Raw genomic sequence first — 17,037 nt, forward strand, 5'->3', positions numbered from 1 at the left:
CCGGTTGCTAGCCGAGGCTCTCCAGGATGGTCGTGTTCTTGCTGATGACGCCTCCGACGCCGAGGCGGCGCGCGTGGGTCAGGCATTCCGTGGTGTCGACTGGCCAGGTCATGACTACTTCGGTGGCTTCGCGTAGGCGGGTCACCGTTGTTGAGGTGAGTAGTCGTCGGTGGACTGAGACGCCGTACGCCGATGACGTCCCCAGCCGCCGGAGGAGGCGGCGTAGGCCGCGGGTGCTGCCTGCGGAGTAGACGACTCGGATGTGTGGATACGGCTCGAAGGAGCGCAGCATCCACCAGTGTTGGGTGCAGATGGTGAAGGGGGTTTCGGGGGCCAGGTCGTGCAGGGTCCGGGCCACGCGGCGTGCTAGCCAGGGGTGGATACCTTTGAGGTCCAGCATCAGGCGGTGGTCGCCGTCCAGGGCGTCGATCAATTGAGCTAGCTCCGGTACTGCGGTGTCGGATCGCCGGCTCAGTTGGCCGGCGTCCCACAGCAGCCAGCGGCCGATCGCCTTGTGGTGGCGAATCTCCAAGCGGCCGCGAAAGAGGTGGATGTCCGCCTCGACCAGGTCCACGCCATCGTCCAGCGCTGAACGGAGCAGCTCCAGGTCGTTGCCTGCTCGGTGGGCGATCGAGATCATGCCGCGGCGCTGACCGCGTCGGGAGAACCTCGGCCACCTCGCCAGCGCAGTACCAAGCACGTCCCGCCGCCAAGCAGGGCGGGAACCCACGTGAGCAGTGCGGTCAGGGCGACCGCACCCAGGGCCGCGGTCCAGGAGACGCCGATCGCGGCGAGACCTGCCACCAGCGCACCCTCCCGAGGGCTCGCGCCGTGGATCCCTGGCAGAGCGCCGGCGATCTGACTCGCGCCGAAGACCGCGAGCAACTGCAGCGTGGACACAGAGTCACCGACAGCGTGGATCGCGCCGACCAGGAAGCCGACGATGGTGATCTGGTAGCCGACTGACAGCAGTACGCCGAGTGCGAACACCTTCGGTGTCGGCCGCGGCCAACGGTCCAGCAGTTCGGGCCTGCGCCGGCCGACCACCACCGCCGCCGCAACCACAACGGCCGCCCCGCCCAGCGCCACCGCGGCCACCATCGGCGGCAGTGCCACACCGGTCAGCAGGACGGCGACGACCAGGCCGACCGCTCCGACGAACCGGTCGAGCGCGACCTCCGCGACAGCCGGCGTCCGGCGTACCCCGACCGTCTCGAGGCGGTGGATCCGCCAGAGGTCGGCGCCCGCGTGCCAGGGTGACATGAGGCCGAGGATCTCGCTCTCGGCGTACGCGCGAAGGTGCCACCGCCGGGTCCGGCCGCTGGCGGAAAGCGCATGCCAGCGCAACGGGCAAGCGACGTACTTGCCGATCACGAACGGCAGCAGACCGACTACGGCGGGCAGCAGGCTGAGGTCCGGAATCCGGTCGACGTTCCACACCGAGATGCCGACGGCGCCGAGCAGAGCACCGATTCGGACCGCCGGGCGGGCCACGAACGCGCGCACCGCGCGGAGGCGGGCAGAGCGCGGCCGGGCGGCCTGGGAGGCAGGAAAGTGAGGGGTTTGGGGCATAGCAGATCTCCGTCGGGCCTCTCCAGTGAAGAGGCTGCGTTCCACAGTGGGGGTCGCTGTGGACTCGGCAAGTCTAAATGCGTTGTCCCGACCGCGCGGCTGCCCTCCGCGTGGCGAGACAGATCCGCTCGCATCACCGATGGGTACCCAGGTGGGAAGAGCTTGATCGGGAGGGCAAGCAGCTATGGCGGAACAAACGAGCTCCAGAGCGGCGGGAGGCATCGCCCGCCGGGAGGCGACCCGCACTCGCCGCATCGTCATCGCGCGAGAGGCCGGGCTGATCACCAGTGGCGTGATCCTGTACTTCGTGGTCCGCGGCCTGATCGACGGCCGGGTCGCGATCGCCTTCCGCAACGCGGACCACGTGATCGGCTTCGAGCGCTGGGCCGGCATCTTCGTCGAGCCACAGCTCCAGGCCGCCACCACCGATCACGCCTGGCTGGTCGAGGCACTGAACGTCATCTACATCTACGGCCACTGGCCGGTGGTGGTCATCACGCTCGGCTGGTTACTGCTGCGGCACCGCGACGAGTACGCGAGATTCCGCAACGCGATCCTCATCTCCGGAGCGATCGGCCTGGTCATCTTCGCCGCCTTCCCGGTCGCGCCGCCGCGATTCCTGCCGGAGTTCGGCTTCGTCGACACGGTCACCGAGAACAGTTCGGCGTACCGGGTGCTCCAGCCGCCCGCCTTCGTGAACCAGTACGCCGCTGTGCCCAGCCTCCACTTCGGCTGGAACCTCCTACTCGGCATCGCCTGGGCGTCCCTGGCCGGCAGCGCCGCGGCACGCCTCTTCGGCCTCGTCATGCCGGTCCTGATGCTCGCCGCCATCGTGCTGACCGCCAACCACTACCTCGTCGACGGCATCGCGGGCGGAACGATCGCCCTGATCGGCCTGGCCATCGCCAACCGCATCGCCAACGGACACAGGTCTCCTGACCAACTCAACCGAGCGGGAGCCACCGCTCGCCGAAGGCCTTGGCAAGGTCCTTGAGGTAGGCGTCGATCGTGCCCAGCCCGACTGCTGCTCGGCGGACGTCGACCATTGCCTCGTCCTCGATCGGTGTGCGCACCGTCGCTCCCCACCCGGTCCCACCCCGGCAACACAATTCCCACCGGACACGTCCTTTCGCGACCAGGCATCAGCCGCCATCTTCATTCTTCCTCGTTGGAAGTCCACTCAAGGAGAGCTCGGGCCTGCACCTTGGTCGCCGGCCGGCGAGATCAGGTCGGCACTGGATTACGCTGGCGCATCACTGAGCTCGACAACTGAGCCTCCAGGAGGACGAACGCCGATGTACGAACTGTCAGCCAACATCGAGCTGCTCTTCACCGAGTACGGCGAGGGCGACGCGAATGTCGCTGCCCGGCTGAGGGCCGCCGCCGCGCTGGGACTGCCGGCCGTCGAGATCTGGAGCTGGCGCGGGAAGGACGTTGCTGCCCTCGGCCAAGCTCTCGAAGAGACCGGCGTCAGGTTGCAGACGATGTGCGTCGACCCGATGGGAGTTCTGGTCGACCCGGCGACGCACAGCACCTTTCTCGCCGCCGTCACCGAATCGGCGGCCACGGCGCAACTCCTGAACTGCCCCTTTCTCGTCATCACCGCCGGAGACCATCGAGCCGAGGTTCCCCGATCGGAACAGCGCTCGGCCATCGTCGCGGCCCTCCGCGAAGCCGCGCGCCTGCTCGAGGGGTCCGAGGTCGTGCTTCTGCTGGAGAACCTCAACTCCCGCGTCGACCACGTCGGCACCTTCCTCGACTCCACGGTCGAATGCCTCGACATCGTCGAAGAGGTGGACTCCCCCAACGTCCGCGTGCTCTACGACCACTACCACTCCTTCGTCATGGACGAGCGGCCCGAGTCCGTGCTCGCCGCCCGGATCGACCTCGTCGGCCATGTCCAGACCGCCGACGTACCAGGCCGGCACGAACCGGGTACCGGAACAGTTGATTGGGGCAACGAACTCCGCGTCCTGCACGACCTCGGCTATCGAGGACGCATCGGCCTCGAATGCTCGGCCTCAACCGGCACGGCGAGCTCTCTCGACCACATCCGGCACGTCATCGACAAGCTCGCGTAAAGCCACGGTGGCTCCATAGGCGGGCGGGCCTATGGAGCCACTTTCGAGCTACCGGGACGGGGCAGCGCTTGGTGCTGGGACGTACCCGGTGGTGCGGCTGGTGAAGGTCCCCCGGCCCTGTGTACGGCTCCGCAACTGCGTGGCATAACCGAACAACTCGGCCAGTGGCACGGTGGCGACGATCACCATCGTGCCCGGCCGTGCCGTCGTACCCGAGATCTGGCCGCGCCGAGCCGCCAGGTCACCCAGTACGCCGCCGACGGCATCCTCAGGCACCGTCGCCGTGACCTCGGCGACCGGTTCCAGCAACACCATCGCACTGGCACGCAGCGCATCCCGGAGTCCCAGTCGGCCCGCAGTACGGAACGCCATCTCGGAGGAGTCCTTCGGATGCGTTGCTCCATCCGTGAGCGTTACCCGTACTCCGGTCACCGGGTGCCCGCCTAGCGGCCCATCGGCCAGAGCATCCCGGCAGCCGGCCTCGACTGCGCGGACATACTCCTGCGGCACCCGCCCACCAACGACGACCGACCGGAACGCGAAGTCGTCATCAGCTGCCTCCAGCGGTTCCACGTCGAGGGTGATGTGGGCGAACTGACCGGCCCCGCCGTCCTGCTTGACATGCCGGTAAACGAACCCGGAAACGCCGCGCGCGACCGTCTCGCGGTAGGTCACCTGTGGGCGACCCACCCCGACTTCCAGCCCGTGCGTACGGCGTATCTTCTCCACCGCGACCTCGAGGTGCAGCTCACCCATCCCCGACAACAGCGTCTGACCGGTCTCCGAATCGGTCCGAACCGTCAGCGAGGGATCCTCCTCGACCAGCCGTGTCAGTGCCGACGCGAGCCGGTCGGTGTCGGTGCTCCTGCGAGCCTCGACCGCCACGGCAACGACCGGGTCAGCCACGACCGGCGGTTCGAGAACCAACGGCGCGGCCGGCGTACAGAGGGTGGCGCCGCTGCGTGCGGACTTCGGCCCGATGACCGCGACGATGTCGCCGGCGACAGCCTGCTGGACCTCGGCGTGCTCATCGGCCTGCACCCGCAGGATCCGGCTGATCCGCTCAGTGCGGCCGATGCCTGCGTCCATCACCGTTTCTCCTTTCCGAATCGTTCCCGAATACACCCGCAGGTATGTCAGCCGCCCGGTGGCGGTCGAGTTGACCTTGAACACGAGCGCCGCGAACGGCGCCGCCGGGTCGGCTTCCCGCTCCTGTACGACGCCGTCCGACAGACCGCGCACCGCCGGTACCTCCTGGGGCGACGGCAGATAGGCGACGACGGCGTCCAGCAGCGGCTCGATCCCGCGGTTCCGGTACGCCGACCCGCACAACACCACCACGCCGGCACCGGACCGGGTCAGGTCTCGCAGTGCAGCAGCCAGCGTTTCCGCAGAGACCGTTGACCGCGCGTAGAACTCGTCCAGCGCGACCGGGTGGAGCTCGGCGACCGTCTCCTCGAGCAAGCGGCGCCTTCGTTTCGCCTGTTCCAGCAGGGCATCGGGCACCGGGCCCTCCGCAAAGGTGTCGCCGCTCCAGAGGTACGACCGCATCCTGACGAGATCGATCACTCCGCTGAACTCGGCCTCCTTCCCGATCGGCAACTGGACGACCAGCGGGGTCACGTGCAACCGTTCGCGGATCGACGCCACCGCAGCGTCGAGGTCGGCGCCGGGACGGTCCAGCTTGTTGACGAACGCGATCCGCGGTACGCCGTGCCGGTCGGCCTGACGCCAGACCGACTCGCTCTGCGGTTCCACTCCCGCCACGGCGTCGAACAGTGCGACGGCACCGTCGAGCACCCGCAGCGACCGCTCCACCTCGTCGGAGAAGTCGACGTGGCCCGGGGTGTCGATCAGGTTGATCGAGTGCCCGTCCCAGTCGCAACTGACGGCCGCGGCGAAGATGGTGATGCCACGATCGCGTTCCTGCGAGTCGAAGTCGGTGACGGTCGTGCCGTCGTGGACCTCACCGCGCTTGTGCGTGGTACCGGTGAGATACAAGATCCGTTCGGTGACGGTGGTCTTGCCCGCATCGACGTGGGCGAGGATGCCGACATTGCGCAGGACGGACAGCGGTCGGTTCTGTTGACGGGGATCGAAGTTGGTACGCATGGCCGATGGCCTTTCGGAGTGATCCGGATCGGGACAGCGCGATTCGCGGACGGAGCGGCCTGTGAGGCCGTACACCTGTGGCGGCGGCTGCTCAGAATGCAGCCGCCCGCAGGACAGGGCGGGTCAGTTCGTCACGGACAGGGGACGGCCGCGCAGCCGGCACCTGACGCACGAAGACACCAGGATCACGTCGTACCGTGACCGGGGAACGCACACAGCGCTGCGGTGACGCACGGCCGGGCTCCCCTCACTCGTCGATGCGCCGGCCGCGATCTGGACGGCGACGCTCCGTTCGATCCCAGCGTAAGGCGACCGGCGGCGCCGGACCACCGGATTTCAGCCGCTCGACGCACCGAAGATGCCGATGGCAACGACGGCGGTGGGTCGGGAACACCGAAGGCCGCGGCTCTCCTGGTGGAGGGTCGCGGCCTTCGGGTTGCGGTTGCGTTCAGCTTTGGCTGATGACTCTGACGAGCTTTCCGTTCCTGTCGTAGGCCTTCAGGACGCCGAAGTCGCCGCCCGCCTCGGCCGGCTTCGCCCAGGCGATGGCGAACCAGCCGTCCTTGACCTTGACCTCGTGGGCCGGGCCGGAGCCCAGTTGCAGCCGGACCAGGGTGGCGTTCGACGCCACGCGGCCCCACCCGGTGAGGGTCGACTTGCTACCGGTCGCGGCGAACAAGTCGGCGCGCTCGGAACCCTTGACCGGCGGGAGGATCGGGTCGTTCTTGTCCAGCGAGTCCAGGGTGAAGAAGCGCGAGTTGGCTCCCTCGAGTCCCGGCTCTGACTGTCCCGCCGGAGGAGGCGACATGGTGCAGGCCACCGCCTTCCGCCCGGACGGCGAGACCGCAACCAGGGCCACGCTCGCCAAACGCTTGGACTGGTGGCGCTCGGACGCCATCACCCGCCACCCGGTCAGATCGACCCACAGCTGCACCGAACAGTTGCGCAGCTGACCGGCCGTTGTGTCGGGCAACGGATCCTTGGCCGCGACAGCGACCAGCGCCGCCGACGGCTTGTCACCGCCGGGGACCTTGCAGAAGTGCTTGTTCCTGTCCTTGGCGTCGTAGAGCAGCGTTCGCCCGGACCTGGTGTCCGAGCCGACGAGCAACTGCTTGCCCTCTGGGTACCGCAGCGCGCAGCGCCGGATGGCTTCCGCTTTGGTCAGCGGCTGGTCAGCGCCTTCCTCGCCCCGGGGAACACCCGGCACCGGTTCGAACAGCGACTCCTGAGACTCGCCACCGGCCACCTGCGCCTGGTTCCCGGCCGGCCCGAGGTTGGGCAGCAAGGTGGCAGCGAGCGCGACCGCGGCCACACCGGCCACCGCACCGCCCGCGCTGAGAATCTTGCGGCGCCGTTTCCTGCGCCGGCCCTTCTGGAGCAGCTCCACCGGGTCGAACGGATCCTGCGCCTCGGCCTCCGCCAGCCGGTGCAGTTCCGCGCCCACATCGCGTACGTCTTCCATCCCGTCCTCCTTCACAACGCCCGGCTGGTTCGCCGCGCCCTATCGATGGCCTGCCGGAGAGTGTCGAGGCCGCGTGACGCCTGGCTCTTCACCGTGCCTTCGCTGCAGCCGAGGATTTCCGCGGTCTGCTCGACGGTCAGATCCTCGTAGTACCGGAGCACCACGCAGGCCCGTTGGCGCGGCCCCAGACTGCGTAGTGCCGCCAGTACTTCGTCGCGATCGGCATGCCCGTTCGCGAAGTCGTGCCGGTACGCCGAATCCGGCACCTCCGCGACGGTGACTTCCCGCCGCGAGCGCAACCGGCCCCGGTCATAGGCCGCGTTGACGACCATCCGGCGAACGTACGAGAACGGATTCTCGACCCGGCGCACCTTCGGCCAGGACACGTACAACTTGCACAGCGTGTCCTGGACGATGTCGTCCGCCTTGTGCCGATCCCCGCAAACCAGGAAGGCCGTCCGCCGCAGCGACGCACTCGCCGCCCCGACGAACTCCACATATTCCCGGTCCAGATCCGCCATATTTCCGCCTCCAGCTCTCCAAGTCCCCCTCAAGACGGAAACCGGCCCACCCAGGTTGCATCCCAATTCCCCACCGTCGTGCACTCCCCACGCGCCGCCTGTGGCGAGCATCCTCGACGGCGAGGGCCACCAACCCACCCCAAGCGCCCTTCTTCCCGGCCCCAGCAGCGTCGTACACATGCCAAAGGGTGGCTCCGCCACCTGAGGTGGAGCCACCCTTTGGGGGATTGGTTAGGCGGTTTGGGCGGTGTTGTAGAGGGTTTGGGCGTCGGCGCCGAAGTACGGGCCGAACATCCAGGTGGGGATGAAGTTGATCTTGTAGCTGTTGACCGAGTTGACGATGCCGGCGCCGGTGGTCTCGCTGAACTGCTGGAACCAGCCGCCGCCGCTCGAGCCGCCGGTCATGTTGCAGGTCATGCCGATGCCGTTGGAGAGGAAGGCGTTGAAGGTGTTGCCGCTGCAGTAGATCAGCTTCGAGCCGTCGTACGGCGCGGCCGCGGGGTAGCCGAAGGCGTACATGCGCTGGGCCCGTGGCTGGTTGAACGCGATGCCTTGGCCACCGACCACGTCGGTGAGGCTGGCGCCGTTGAGCGGGTTGACGACCGCTGCGCCGATGTCGTAGTTGATGTCCTCGCTGGCCACCCACTGCGGCGTCGCGAGCAGCCTCCGCGCCGTCCACGTACCGTGCGGCGTACTGCCACTGTTGTACGCCGGGACGAACGCCCAGTTGGTGTGGAACGCGCCGTCGAGCTTCACGCAGTGCCCGGCGGTGATCACCGTGCTCTTGTTCGTACTGGTGACGGCGGTACCGCTGCAGGATGCGGTCCGGCCCTGGTAGGTGAAGAACACCCGGCCCTCGGTCGGCACGATCTTGCCGCCGCCGGTCCAGACGGACCCACCGTTCGGGAAGGCCATCGGGCCGATGACCGAGTCCGGTCCGGTGGGCTGGAGCGTGGTCGGTTTGCCGGCCGCGACCTCACCGGCGGAGCGTTGTTTCGGCTTCAGCAACTGCTCCATCGGGACCGCCGAGCGCATCCGCTCGGGAGTCCAGAAGCCGGTGACGGCGGCTTGTTCGGCGGCCGTCACCGCAGCGCGATGGGTGGGGCCGGGCGCCGGCGCGGCGGTGGCCGCTCCGGCAAGGGGTACGGCGAGCCCTACGGCACAGGTGGATGCGAGCAGGGCGGTACGAAGGCGGAATCGCTTCATGATGCAGCCACTCTTTCCCGGCCGGTGGCGGACCGGCCGTCCTCACGGAAACAGGTTCGAACAACCGGTGCGTACTGTCACCAGTCAACTACTGCTGGTGCAGAACCCTAGACGCCGAACCGCCGAAGTGGAAGCAGTTGGAGCTACCGAGGAACGATTCCGCTCCGCCCTTGCCAGGAGCCGTGTTCCGACAGCGGACGAAACCGCAGGGTGGCGAACTCGTGGTGGAAGTCCCTGCGCCGGCGCTCCGTCATGGCGACGGCATGACGGTCGGGTTCGGGGACAGTACTGCGGCCGTGCACCATCTCTTCCATCTCCCGGACGGACCGCCAGACCGAGAAGGTGGAGATCGTCCGGGGCGGACGCATCGCGGCCAGTGCCAGCGTGGTCCCCGGATGGTCGCGCACCAGCCGTTCCACGGGCTTGCCCCACTTGAGGAACCTCGGCACCTCCAGGAGGCGCATCCGGGCCAGCGTGACCGCCACGACGGGTTCGTCAGCGTCCCACTCGCCTGCTCGCGCCGGGAGGTCGGGTAACGCCGCAAGCCGCGACCAGCGGCGCAGGAACTGCATGCGCACGTGCCAGCCACCCGCCAACTCCCTGCCCAGGGTGTGCTCTGCCAAGAACGTCTCGAGCGCCGCCTCGTCCTCCCACCGCGCGAACATCGCCATCCGACGCAGCTGCATCCGGGACGGCGAGACGGTCGGCGCACCAAGACGCATCAGCGCCAGACACTCGGCGTACCGCAACCCAGGCATGGCAGGCGCCGTCCACAACGCCCTCGCTGTCGTCGCCGGCCGGAGTTCCGCGAGGTGAAACGTGAAGATCGTCATCGTCCGGCAACTCTCCCACGAGCGACCCCGCGGACAAGTCGCCACACCCGACGCCACGGGCGAGTCGCCACACCCGTGTACGCCGAGATCGGCTCCGTTCCGCCATGCTGGATCTCCAACGAATCCGGGAGAACGCATGACGGAAGATCTCGCCATCAACTTGCTGGCGGCCGTGATCGCCTTCGTGGCGGGTTGGACCTTACGTGCCCTGTACAAGTACGTGCGGGACATCCGCCCGGCGGTGCGGATGTGGCGGGCGGCGGCCGGCAGTGACTTCTCGATCGTGGTCGCGGACGGACCGCTGAGCGAGAAGAACCGGCCCACCATCCATCCTGCCGAGTTCGCCGCGGCCACCGAGCTGTCCGGCTATCTCGCGCACTCACTGCGCATCAACGTCACCCGGGTCCGGGCCTCGATCAACTTCCCGCTCGACGAGGCGCTCGAGGGGAACCTGATCCTGATCGGCGGACCGATCCACAACCAGGTGCACCGGCTGATGCTCGAACGGCTGGAACTCCCCTACGAGTTCCAGGACCGCGACCTGGTCAGAGTGAAGGACGGCAAGGTCTTCGCGCCGGTCAGTTCGGCCGACGGCGTCGCCAAGATCGACTACGGGCTCATCGTCATCACGGCGAATCCGTACAACCCGGATGCCCGGCTGGTCCTGCTCGCCGGCTGCCGGACCTTCGGCTGTCTCGGCGCGACTCGCGCCATCATCGGGCCCACCATCACCCAGTTCACGTCCCGCGCTCAGGCCGGCCGCAGCTATTGCCTCGTCGTACAGATGGATGTGGTCGACAACTACGTCGGCCGGGTGCAGGTCGTCGATCATGCGTATTTCACCGCGACCGATCGAGTGGGCTGAATCGGTCTGAATACGACCAACAGATAGGGGCGGTGAGGTGACGCACAGTCGCCGCACCATCCCGAATTCGGGAATTCGCCAGGCGAACTGACGCGATTTCCAGCGAATCCCGCACCGGATGCAACTTTTTACCCCCTCTGGACACATCTCTTACCGGGGACTCTTTCCCCAGCCGGCTGCCGGCCGGTTGCAGGAGACGTGCGCGAGGAGTGCAATGCGGTTGACGCTGGTGGTTCCCTGTTTCAACGAAATCGACGTGATCGGCCGGTTCCACGCAGCGGTCAGTCACGAGCTGGCGGCCACCGGCGAGTCGTACGAGATCATCTACGTCGACGACGGGAGCACGGACGGCACCCTGGAGGTGCTGGTCGAGATCGCCGGCGGGGATCCGTCGGTGCGGTACCTGTCGTTCAGCCGCAACTTCGGCAAGGAGTCGGCGATGCTCGCCGGGCTGCGGCATGCCGCCGGCGACGCGGTGATCCTGATGGACGCCGATCTGCAGCATCCGCCGGAGTTGATCGGGCGAATGCTGGCCTTGCGGGCGCGCGGATTCGATCAGGTGATCGCGCGGCGAACCCGGGTGGGCGATCCGGCGACCCGGACATTGTCCGCGCGGGCCTACTACTGGTTGATCAACAAGTGGTCCGACGTGGAACTGGTGGACGGGGTCGGCGACTTCCGGCTGATCTCGCGCCGGGCGTTGGAGGCATTGCTGGAGTTGCAGGAGTACAACCGGTTCTCCAAGGGGTTGTTCGCCTGGATCGGGTTCGAGTCGATCGTCTTCGAGTACGAGAACGTGCAGCGCGAAGGCGGCCGGAGCAGCTGGTCGTTCCGCAAACTGTTCGAATACGGGCTGGACGGCTTGCTGTCGTTCAACAACAAGCCACTGCGCGCGGCGATCTACATCGGCCTGTTGCTCAGCCTGGTCGCGATTGCCTATGCGATCTGGGTGGTCGTGGTGGCTGCCACTCAGGGCGTGCAGATGCCGGGCTATGCCACCTTGATCGCCGCGATCGCCGGTCTGGGCGGGTTACAGCTGGTGATGCTCGGGGTCATCGGTGAGTACATCGGCCGGATCTATTTCGAGAGCAAGCACCGCCCGCACTACCTGATCAAGGAGACCAACCTCAGCCAGACCCACGTCGTACCGGGTAGTGCTGCCGGTCGTTCGCTGTGAAGGGGCGTCGCGGGCTGGAGCTCTGGTTGGCCGGCGTGTTGGCGGCAGCGGCGTTCTCGGTGGCGGGGATGGTGCGGGGCACGTTCCCGTTCGGATCGGCCTCGCGGAACACCAATGACCTGGGCACGCAGTACCTGCCGTTCTTCGCCCATCTCTGGGACGTGCTGCACGGCCAGGCGCAAGGCGACATGTTCTTCAACTGGCAAAGCGCCTTCGGTGTCGGCTTCTGGGCCGACTACGGCGTTGACCTGGGCAGTCCACTCTCCCTGCTCGTCGCGGTCTTCCCCCGCGAGCGCATCGACCTGGCGGTATTCGTCATCACGATCCTCAAACTGGCCCTCGCCGCAGCCGCGATGGCCGCCTACCTGATCCGGATCCGCCCCGGCCCCCGCTGGCTGGCCGCCCTGCTCGGCGCGTCGTACGCCCTGTGTGGCTGGGCTATAGACGACGGCGCGTACGTGCCGATGTGGCTCGACGGCCTCATCGCACTGCCCATGTTCTGCCTGGTCGCGGAATGGTCGCTACGCCGCCAGCACCGCATCCTCAGTGTCGCCGTCATCGCCGTCTTCTGGATCTCGAACTTCTACACCGCCTACATGGCCACCCTGGCCGGCGGACTCATCCTGCTCGCCCGCGTCCTCACCAGCGACCTGCCGTGGCTGGATCGCTTCCGCGCCATCGTGCGCCACGTCCTGTCCGTGATCCTGGGCGTCGCAGCTTCGGCGCCGGTTCTGCTGCCGATCCTCAAAGCCAACGGCCTGGCCGCACCGTCACCACCGGGCGTCTTCACCCCCGTTCCGGTCGAGAACCTCCTCGCCCGCCTCCTCCCCCTCTCGGAAGGCGTCGGTCGCTCGCCCAGCCTGTACGTCGGTACCGCCGCCCTGCTACTCGCCCTGTCGCTTCCGTTCAACGGATCGGTCACCACCCGCACCCGCGCAGTCTGGACGGTGCTGGCCGTCGCGGTCGGCGCGTCGTTCCTCTGGGAACCTACCCACGTCCTCTGGCACGGTTTCGACAGCCCCAACGGCTCGCAGTACCGCCAAGCCTTCACCCTGTGCGCCATCCTCGTCATCTGCGCTTGGCTGTCCGCCGCTGAGCGTGCTCCCAGTTGGATCGCCCTCTCCGCTGCCAGCGCCCTGCTCGTCGCACTCGCTCTCTCCACCCGAGACAGCCCGCTGCTCAATCAGTACTCCGTACTGGTGCTGGCCCTGTGCGCCGCGGCCGTCATTGCCACCATGCTCACCATCCGCCATCTCCCTCGCCACCGGGCAGCCACCTTGCTGGCCGGAATCGGTCTGATCGCGGTCATCGGTGCCGAACTCACCTACAGCGCCGTGGTGGTCGATGCCCAACGCAACAAAGTGCTGATCGCCTCAACCTCCCCTTGGGGCACCCGGCAACAAGCCTTTCGCGACACCATCACCTCCACGGACAACTGGCCCAAGTCCCGCATCGATCCCGCCACCCCCACCACTCCCAACGATCCGCTCCTGCTCGGCGGTCAAGGGTCTGGCTACTACAGCAGCCTGCTCCCCCAAACCCTCAGCCAGACGCTCACCGAGCTCGGCTTCGGCTGGTCGAGCTACGGCCGCGCCTCTTACAGCATGAGCAATCCGGTCACCGATGCCATCTTCTCGATCGCGAGCAGACTGGACGCCGACAACAACACCGCCACCCACGCCGAGGTACCGCCCCTGGTCACGGTCCGACCCAAGGTCCTCCCGGACGCCCCCGAGGACAGCTCGGCTTTCACCAATCAGGAGCGGCTCCTCGGCGCAGCGGTGTACGACGTACCGAAGTACAAGGCAACCAAGACCGACGACGACAATGTGCTGCGCTTGACCGCAACCTGTCAGCCGGGGTCCATCGTGTACCTGCACCTGCCGAAGGTCTGGGGTGAAGCACGGTTGGAGGGCGGAGACGAATGGTTCCCGCTCACGGCAGCACGTCGGCCGGGGATCAACACCAGCAGCGCAATGATCAAGCTCGGCCAGGTCCCGGCGTCCGGTGTGGTCGCGGCCGACCTCAAACTCAAGGCCACGCCTGGCTCCAACTTCAGCAAGCGCGCACTGGGCTGCCTCGACCCAGCACGGCTCGCCAAGGCCATCGCCACACTCAACGCCACCGGAGCGACCAAAGTACAAGCCGGCGGGCATTCCGTTTACGCCACGCTCCGCCCCGGCACTACCGGGATTGTTGTCATCGGCACCCTTCAGCAACCTGGCTGGCGCTGCTCCACCGATGACGGACCGTGGAAGGAATCGGCGAACTACGGCGGACTCCTCGCGGTGGAGCTCCCCGGCCCCACCCGGAAAGTCAGCTGCTCCTATCGCCCACCAGGCCTCGACCTCGGCCTGTCAGTCGGCGGCGGCGCCGTACTGGTCACACTTGCCCTGGCCCTCGTCGGAGCTTTCTGGAGACGCCGCCGGCTCACTCCTGCCTGAGGAAGCGCAGGACCGCGAGGACTCGTCTGTGGTGATCACGTTCGCCAGGAGCGAGGTCGAGCTTGGTGAAGATGCTGCTGACGTGTCCCTCGATGGTCTTCAGCCTGAGGTGCATCTTGTCGGCCAGCGCGGTGTTGGACAGGCCCTGCGCCATCAGGTCCAGCACCTGACGCTCGCGGTCGGTGAGGTCAGCCAGCGGATCACGTTGCCGGCGGCGTCCGACCAGCCTGCCGACCAGTTCGGCGTCGATCACCACCTCGCCCCGGGCGACCCGCTGTACGTCGATGCTGAACGTCGTGAGGTCCGAGACCCGGTCCTTGAGCAGGTAGCCGACTCCTCCGTCGAAGTCGGTCATCAACCGCAACGCGTGATGGACTTCGACGTACTGCGACAGCAGCATCAACCCGACGGTGGGCACAGTCCTCCGGATCTCCGCGGCTGCGTCGATCCCCTCTGCGCTGTAGCCGGGTGGCATCCGCAGGTCGATCACCGCCACGTCGGGTGGGTCGCGCCGGACCAGCTCGACAAGCTCCGCGCCCCCACCCACCTGACCTACGACCTCGAATCCGGCCTCGGCCAGGATTCGCGCCATGCCCTCCCGGAAGAGGACAGCGTCGTCGGCGAGCACCACTCTCACGGACCCTCCCAGGACGGCGCCGGCCGCTCGACCGGGATGAGTGCCCGCAGGCGGGTTCCTGCCCCAGACGGGCTGTCGATCTCCAGCCGCGCGCCGAGCGCACCGAGCCTGTCCGCGAGGCCCTGCAGTCCGCTGCCGGCCGCGACATCGGCGCCACCGGCGCCGTCGTCGGACACCTGGATCCACAGCCCCTCTCCGTCGTCCCGTGCGACAACCTCCACGACAGCGGCGCCGGAATGCCTGCAGGCGTTGGTGATCGCCTCGCTGACGAAGAAGTACGCCGTCGCCTCCACCTCGACCGGTTGCCGCCCGGTGACGTCGACGCGGAGCTGCACGGGGATCGCAGAGCTGTCGGCGAGATCGGCCAGCGCCGGCCCCAGCCCATCGTGGGTGAGTACCGACGGGTGCAGCCCGCGGGCCAGCTCGCGCAGTGCTGCCGTGGCGTCGAGAAGCTGCTGACGTGCGTACTCCGCTCGCTCCGCGAGATCGGGGTGGCCGGACTCGGCGGCCCGTCCCGCGAGCGCACCGAGCTCGAGACCAAGCGTCACGAGCCGCTGCTGGGCACCGTCGTGGAGATTGCGCTCGATCCGGCGCCGAGCGGCGTCCTGTGCGGTGACGATCCGGCGTGCCGCGGCCTGCAGCTCGGCGGCCTGGTCGGCGACCTGCTGCACCTTCGCCTGATGGTCGATCACCAGACCGGCCTGGGCGACCAGATCGATGAGCAGCCGCTCCTCTGACTCGGTCAACGGCTCCCCCGCACGCTTGCGAACCGTCACCGCGCCCCGGAGTACCCGATCGTGCACGACCTGGCGGACGATCTGGCGCTCCTCACCCAGCTGGGCCAGCGACGTCGGTGGGCGATCGCACGGATCAGGCCAGGCCGCGACTGCGCGCAGTACCCGGTCGTCCCCTACCCACACGACGACCTCGGTGGCGCCGACCGCGTTCGCGACGGTCGCCGCGAGGCCGTCCAGCAGCTCGCCTCGGGGAGTGAGCAGCTGTGCCGAGAGACTGGACAAGGCCTCGTACGGCGTCGCCCGGTGACCGTAGACCAGTTGGTCCGCGAGCCGCTGGACGCGTCGCCGCGCCGGCTCGAACACACATGCCACCAGGGCGGTCGCTACCAGCGTCATCACGCCCTCCGGGAAGGGGACGAGGGCACCGATGCCGACCACAACGACCAGGTAGCCGGCGGTGATGACTGCGGCCATCAAGCCGACAACGAGGGTTTTGTTGATGACGGGGTCGATGTCGTAGAGGCGGTACTTCAGGATCGCCGCCCCCGCGGCGATGGCGACGAGCGGCGTACCGAGCAGGCCGGGGACAGGAGAGCTGAAGACCAGGACGCCGCCCAGTAGAACCAGGAGATCCAATCCGACAGCGAACACGAACCACCGCAGCTGCCGCGCCTCGTCGCCCTTGGCATGCAGCATCCGGGCCACCACAGCGACTGTGAACAACAACTGGAACAGCGCGTAGGACACCGAGCGGGCCGGCGTCAGCAGGCTCTCGGCGACGTCCCCGCCAGGAATGTCGAAAGGGTGAGGCGCGACCATGCCCACTCGGTCGTACTCCACCGGCCACAGGGCTGACGGCACGGCGAGCGCCCCTGCGACCACGAGCATCGCGAGCGCCGCAATGCGCCACCGGCGGGAGAGAAACCGGCCGTCGGGAAAGGCCATCACCGTGACGCCGGTCAACGCGATCACCAACGGCAGCGGCCAGACGCCGATCCAGCCGAGCCACGCCGCACCGGGAAGCGGCTCATCGTGGAGACCGTACTGGCGACCGAAGAACATGATCGCGGACGCGATCCCGGTGGCCACGAACAACCGGGCCTCGCGATGGCCCGGGCGGACTCGCAGTACGTAGAGCCCAACGGCCGTGAACGCCGCCGCGAGGAGGCCGTTGTGCAGGTTGTCGAGATGGAACCCCAGCGTCAGGCCGTACCCGACGAGCAGCGCCGTGCCGAGCCCCACGAGACCTACCAGCGCCTCACGTGCGGGGGCCGGATTCTCGTCATACTGCTCGACAGCACGGGCCGAGCGCAGCCCAGACATGCAGCCATCGTCGCAGATCGCCCGCGGCGGCGTACCAGGGTTAACCCTTGGATGAGCGAAGGGGCTG

15 protein-coding genes are annotated in these 17,037 nt (G+C 67.8%); 5 read left to right on the forward strand and 10 right to left on the reverse strand.

Going from position 1 to position 17,037, the window contains the following annotated elements:
- Positions 1-7: 7 nt before the first annotated feature.
- Complete coding sequence (locus ACQPYM_RS23650) at positions 8-640, reverse strand: glycerophosphodiester phosphodiesterase (RefSeq protein ID WP_433003664.1); 633 nt, start codon at positions 638-640, stop codon at positions 8-10.
- Positions 637-1,572, reverse strand: coding sequence for a lysylphosphatidylglycerol synthase domain-containing protein (locus ACQPYM_RS23655; RefSeq protein WP_433003667.1), 936 nt, complete (start codon positions 1,570-1,572; stop codon positions 637-639). Before ACQPYM_RS23655 ends, ACQPYM_RS23650 begins: the two co-directional genes overlap by 4 nt.
- Positions 1,573-1,756: 184 nt before the next feature.
- Between ACQPYM_RS23655 and ACQPYM_RS23660 the strand changes: the two genes are divergently transcribed.
- Complete coding sequence (locus ACQPYM_RS23660; protein WP_433003670.1) at positions 1,757-2,566, forward strand: phosphatase PAP2 family protein; 810 nt, start codon at positions 1,757-1,759, stop codon at positions 2,564-2,566.
- On the opposite strand, the gene ACQPYM_RS23665 is transcribed toward ACQPYM_RS23660, so the two are convergent.
- Positions 2,517-2,645, reverse strand: coding sequence for a hypothetical protein (locus tag ACQPYM_RS23665; RefSeq protein WP_433003673.1), 129 nt, complete (start codon positions 2,643-2,645; stop codon positions 2,517-2,519). The genes ACQPYM_RS23660 and ACQPYM_RS23665 overlap by 50 nt on opposite strands.
- A 222-nt stretch (positions 2,646-2,867) precedes the next feature.
- On the opposite strand from ACQPYM_RS23665, the gene ACQPYM_RS23670 reads away from it, so the two are divergent.
- Complete coding sequence (locus ACQPYM_RS23670; protein ID WP_433003676.1) at positions 2,868-3,653, forward strand: TIM barrel protein; 786 nt, start codon at positions 2,868-2,870, stop codon at positions 3,651-3,653.
- Positions 3,654-3,701: 48 nt separating this feature from the next.
- Here the strand turns inward: ACQPYM_RS23670 and fusA are convergent, their stop codons facing one another.
- The 5 genes from fusA to ACQPYM_RS23695 form a co-directional block, all read right to left on the reverse strand.
- Entirely contained in the window at positions 3,702-5,765 is a 2,064-nt protein-coding gene (fusA, locus tag ACQPYM_RS23675; protein ID WP_433003679.1) for an elongation factor G, read from the reverse strand.
- A 448-nt stretch (positions 5,766-6,213) separates the two neighbouring features.
- Complete coding sequence (locus ACQPYM_RS23680; RefSeq protein WP_433003682.1) at positions 6,214-7,227, reverse strand: hypothetical protein; 1,014 nt, start codon at positions 7,225-7,227, stop codon at positions 6,214-6,216.
- 11 nt (positions 7,228-7,238) lie between these two features.
- Entirely contained in the window at positions 7,239-7,748 is a 510-nt protein-coding gene (locus ACQPYM_RS23685; RefSeq protein ID WP_433003685.1) for a SigE family RNA polymerase sigma factor, read from the reverse strand.
- A 231-nt stretch (positions 7,749-7,979) separates the two neighbouring features.
- Positions 7,980-8,954: a trypsin-like serine peptidase gene (locus ACQPYM_RS23690; RefSeq protein WP_433003688.1), complete on the reverse strand. Its 975-nt coding sequence runs from the start codon at positions 8,952-8,954 to the stop codon at positions 7,980-7,982.
- A 143-nt stretch (positions 8,955-9,097) separates the two neighbouring features.
- Entirely contained in the window at positions 9,098-9,787 is a 690-nt protein-coding gene (locus ACQPYM_RS23695; protein ID WP_433003691.1) for a hypothetical protein, read from the reverse strand.
- A 136-nt stretch (positions 9,788-9,923) separates the two neighbouring features.
- Between ACQPYM_RS23695 and ACQPYM_RS23700 the strand changes: the two genes are divergently transcribed.
- From ACQPYM_RS23700 to ACQPYM_RS23710, 3 genes are all read left to right on the forward strand, one after another.
- Positions 9,924-10,652, forward strand: coding sequence for a hypothetical protein (locus ACQPYM_RS23700; protein ID WP_433003694.1), 729 nt, complete (start codon positions 9,924-9,926; stop codon positions 10,650-10,652).
- Between the two features lie 214 nt (positions 10,653-10,866).
- On the forward strand, positions 10,867-11,829 hold the full coding sequence (locus ACQPYM_RS23705) for a glycosyltransferase family 2 protein (protein ID WP_433003697.1): 963 nt from the start codon (positions 10,867-10,869) through the stop codon (positions 11,827-11,829).
- Entirely contained in the window at positions 11,826-14,273 is a 2,448-nt protein-coding gene (locus tag ACQPYM_RS23710) for a YfhO family protein (protein ID WP_433003700.1), read from the forward strand. The genes ACQPYM_RS23705 and ACQPYM_RS23710 overlap by 4 nt, the downstream gene beginning before the upstream one ends.
- Here the strand turns inward: ACQPYM_RS23710 and ACQPYM_RS23715 are convergent.
- Together ACQPYM_RS23715 and ACQPYM_RS23720 are read right to left on the reverse strand one after the other, a co-directional pair.
- Positions 14,260-14,910, reverse strand: coding sequence for a response regulator transcription factor (locus ACQPYM_RS23715; RefSeq protein ID WP_433003703.1), 651 nt, complete (start codon positions 14,908-14,910; stop codon positions 14,260-14,262). The genes ACQPYM_RS23710 and ACQPYM_RS23715 overlap by 14 nt on opposite strands.
- Positions 14,907-16,970, reverse strand: a complete 2,064-nt coding sequence (locus ACQPYM_RS23720) for a sensor histidine kinase (RefSeq protein WP_433003706.1) — start codon at positions 16,968-16,970, stop codon at positions 14,907-14,909. The genes ACQPYM_RS23715 and ACQPYM_RS23720 overlap by 4 nt, the downstream gene beginning before the upstream one ends.
- Positions 16,971-17,037 lie beyond the last annotated feature (67 nt).

Source organism: Kribbella sp. CA-294648, assembly GCF_050943845.1.
Lineage (GTDB): Bacteria > Actinomycetota > Actinomycetes > Propionibacteriales > Kribbellaceae > Kribbella.

Excerpts from the sequence above, each read along its gene's own strand:
- ACQPYM_RS23650 (WP_433003664.1), bottom strand. The coding sequence starts at position 640 with ATGATCTCGATCGCCCACCGAGCAGGCAACGACCTGGAGCTGCTCCGT.
- ACQPYM_RS23660 (WP_433003670.1), top strand. The coding sequence starts at position 1,757 with ATGGCGGAACAAACGAGCTCCAGAGCGGCGGGAGGCATCGCCCGCCGG.
- ACQPYM_RS23695 (WP_433003691.1), bottom strand. The coding sequence starts at position 9,787 with ATGACGATCTTCACGTTTCACCTCGCGGAACTCCGGCCGGCGACGACA.
- ACQPYM_RS23705 (WP_433003697.1), top strand. The coding sequence starts at position 10,867 with ATGCGGTTGACGCTGGTGGTTCCCTGTTTCAACGAAATCGACGTGATC.
- ACQPYM_RS23700 (WP_433003694.1), top strand. The coding sequence starts at position 9,924 with ATGACGGAAGATCTCGCCATCAACTTGCTGGCGGCCGTGATCGCCTTC.
- ACQPYM_RS23670 (WP_433003676.1), top strand. The coding sequence starts at position 2,868 with ATGTACGAACTGTCAGCCAACATCGAGCTGCTCTTCACCGAGTACGGC.
- ACQPYM_RS23720 (WP_433003706.1), bottom strand. The coding sequence starts at position 16,970 with ATGTCTGGGCTGCGCTCGGCCCGTGCTGTCGAGCAGTATGACGAGAAT.
- fusA (WP_433003679.1), bottom strand. The coding sequence starts at position 5,765 with ATGCGTACCAACTTCGATCCCCGTCAACAGAACCGACCGCTGTCCGTC.
- ACQPYM_RS23680 (WP_433003682.1), bottom strand. The coding sequence starts at position 7,227 with ATGGAAGACGTACGCGATGTGGGCGCGGAACTGCACCGGCTGGCGGAG.
- ACQPYM_RS23685 (WP_433003685.1), bottom strand. The coding sequence starts at position 7,748 with ATGGCGGATCTGGACCGGGAATATGTGGAGTTCGTCGGGGCGGCGAGT.
- ACQPYM_RS23655 (WP_433003667.1), bottom strand. The coding sequence starts at position 1,572 with ATGCCCCAAACCCCTCACTTTCCTGCCTCCCAGGCCGCCCGGCCGCGC.
- ACQPYM_RS23690 (WP_433003688.1), bottom strand. The coding sequence starts at position 8,954 with ATGAAGCGATTCCGCCTTCGTACCGCCCTGCTCGCATCCACCTGTGCC.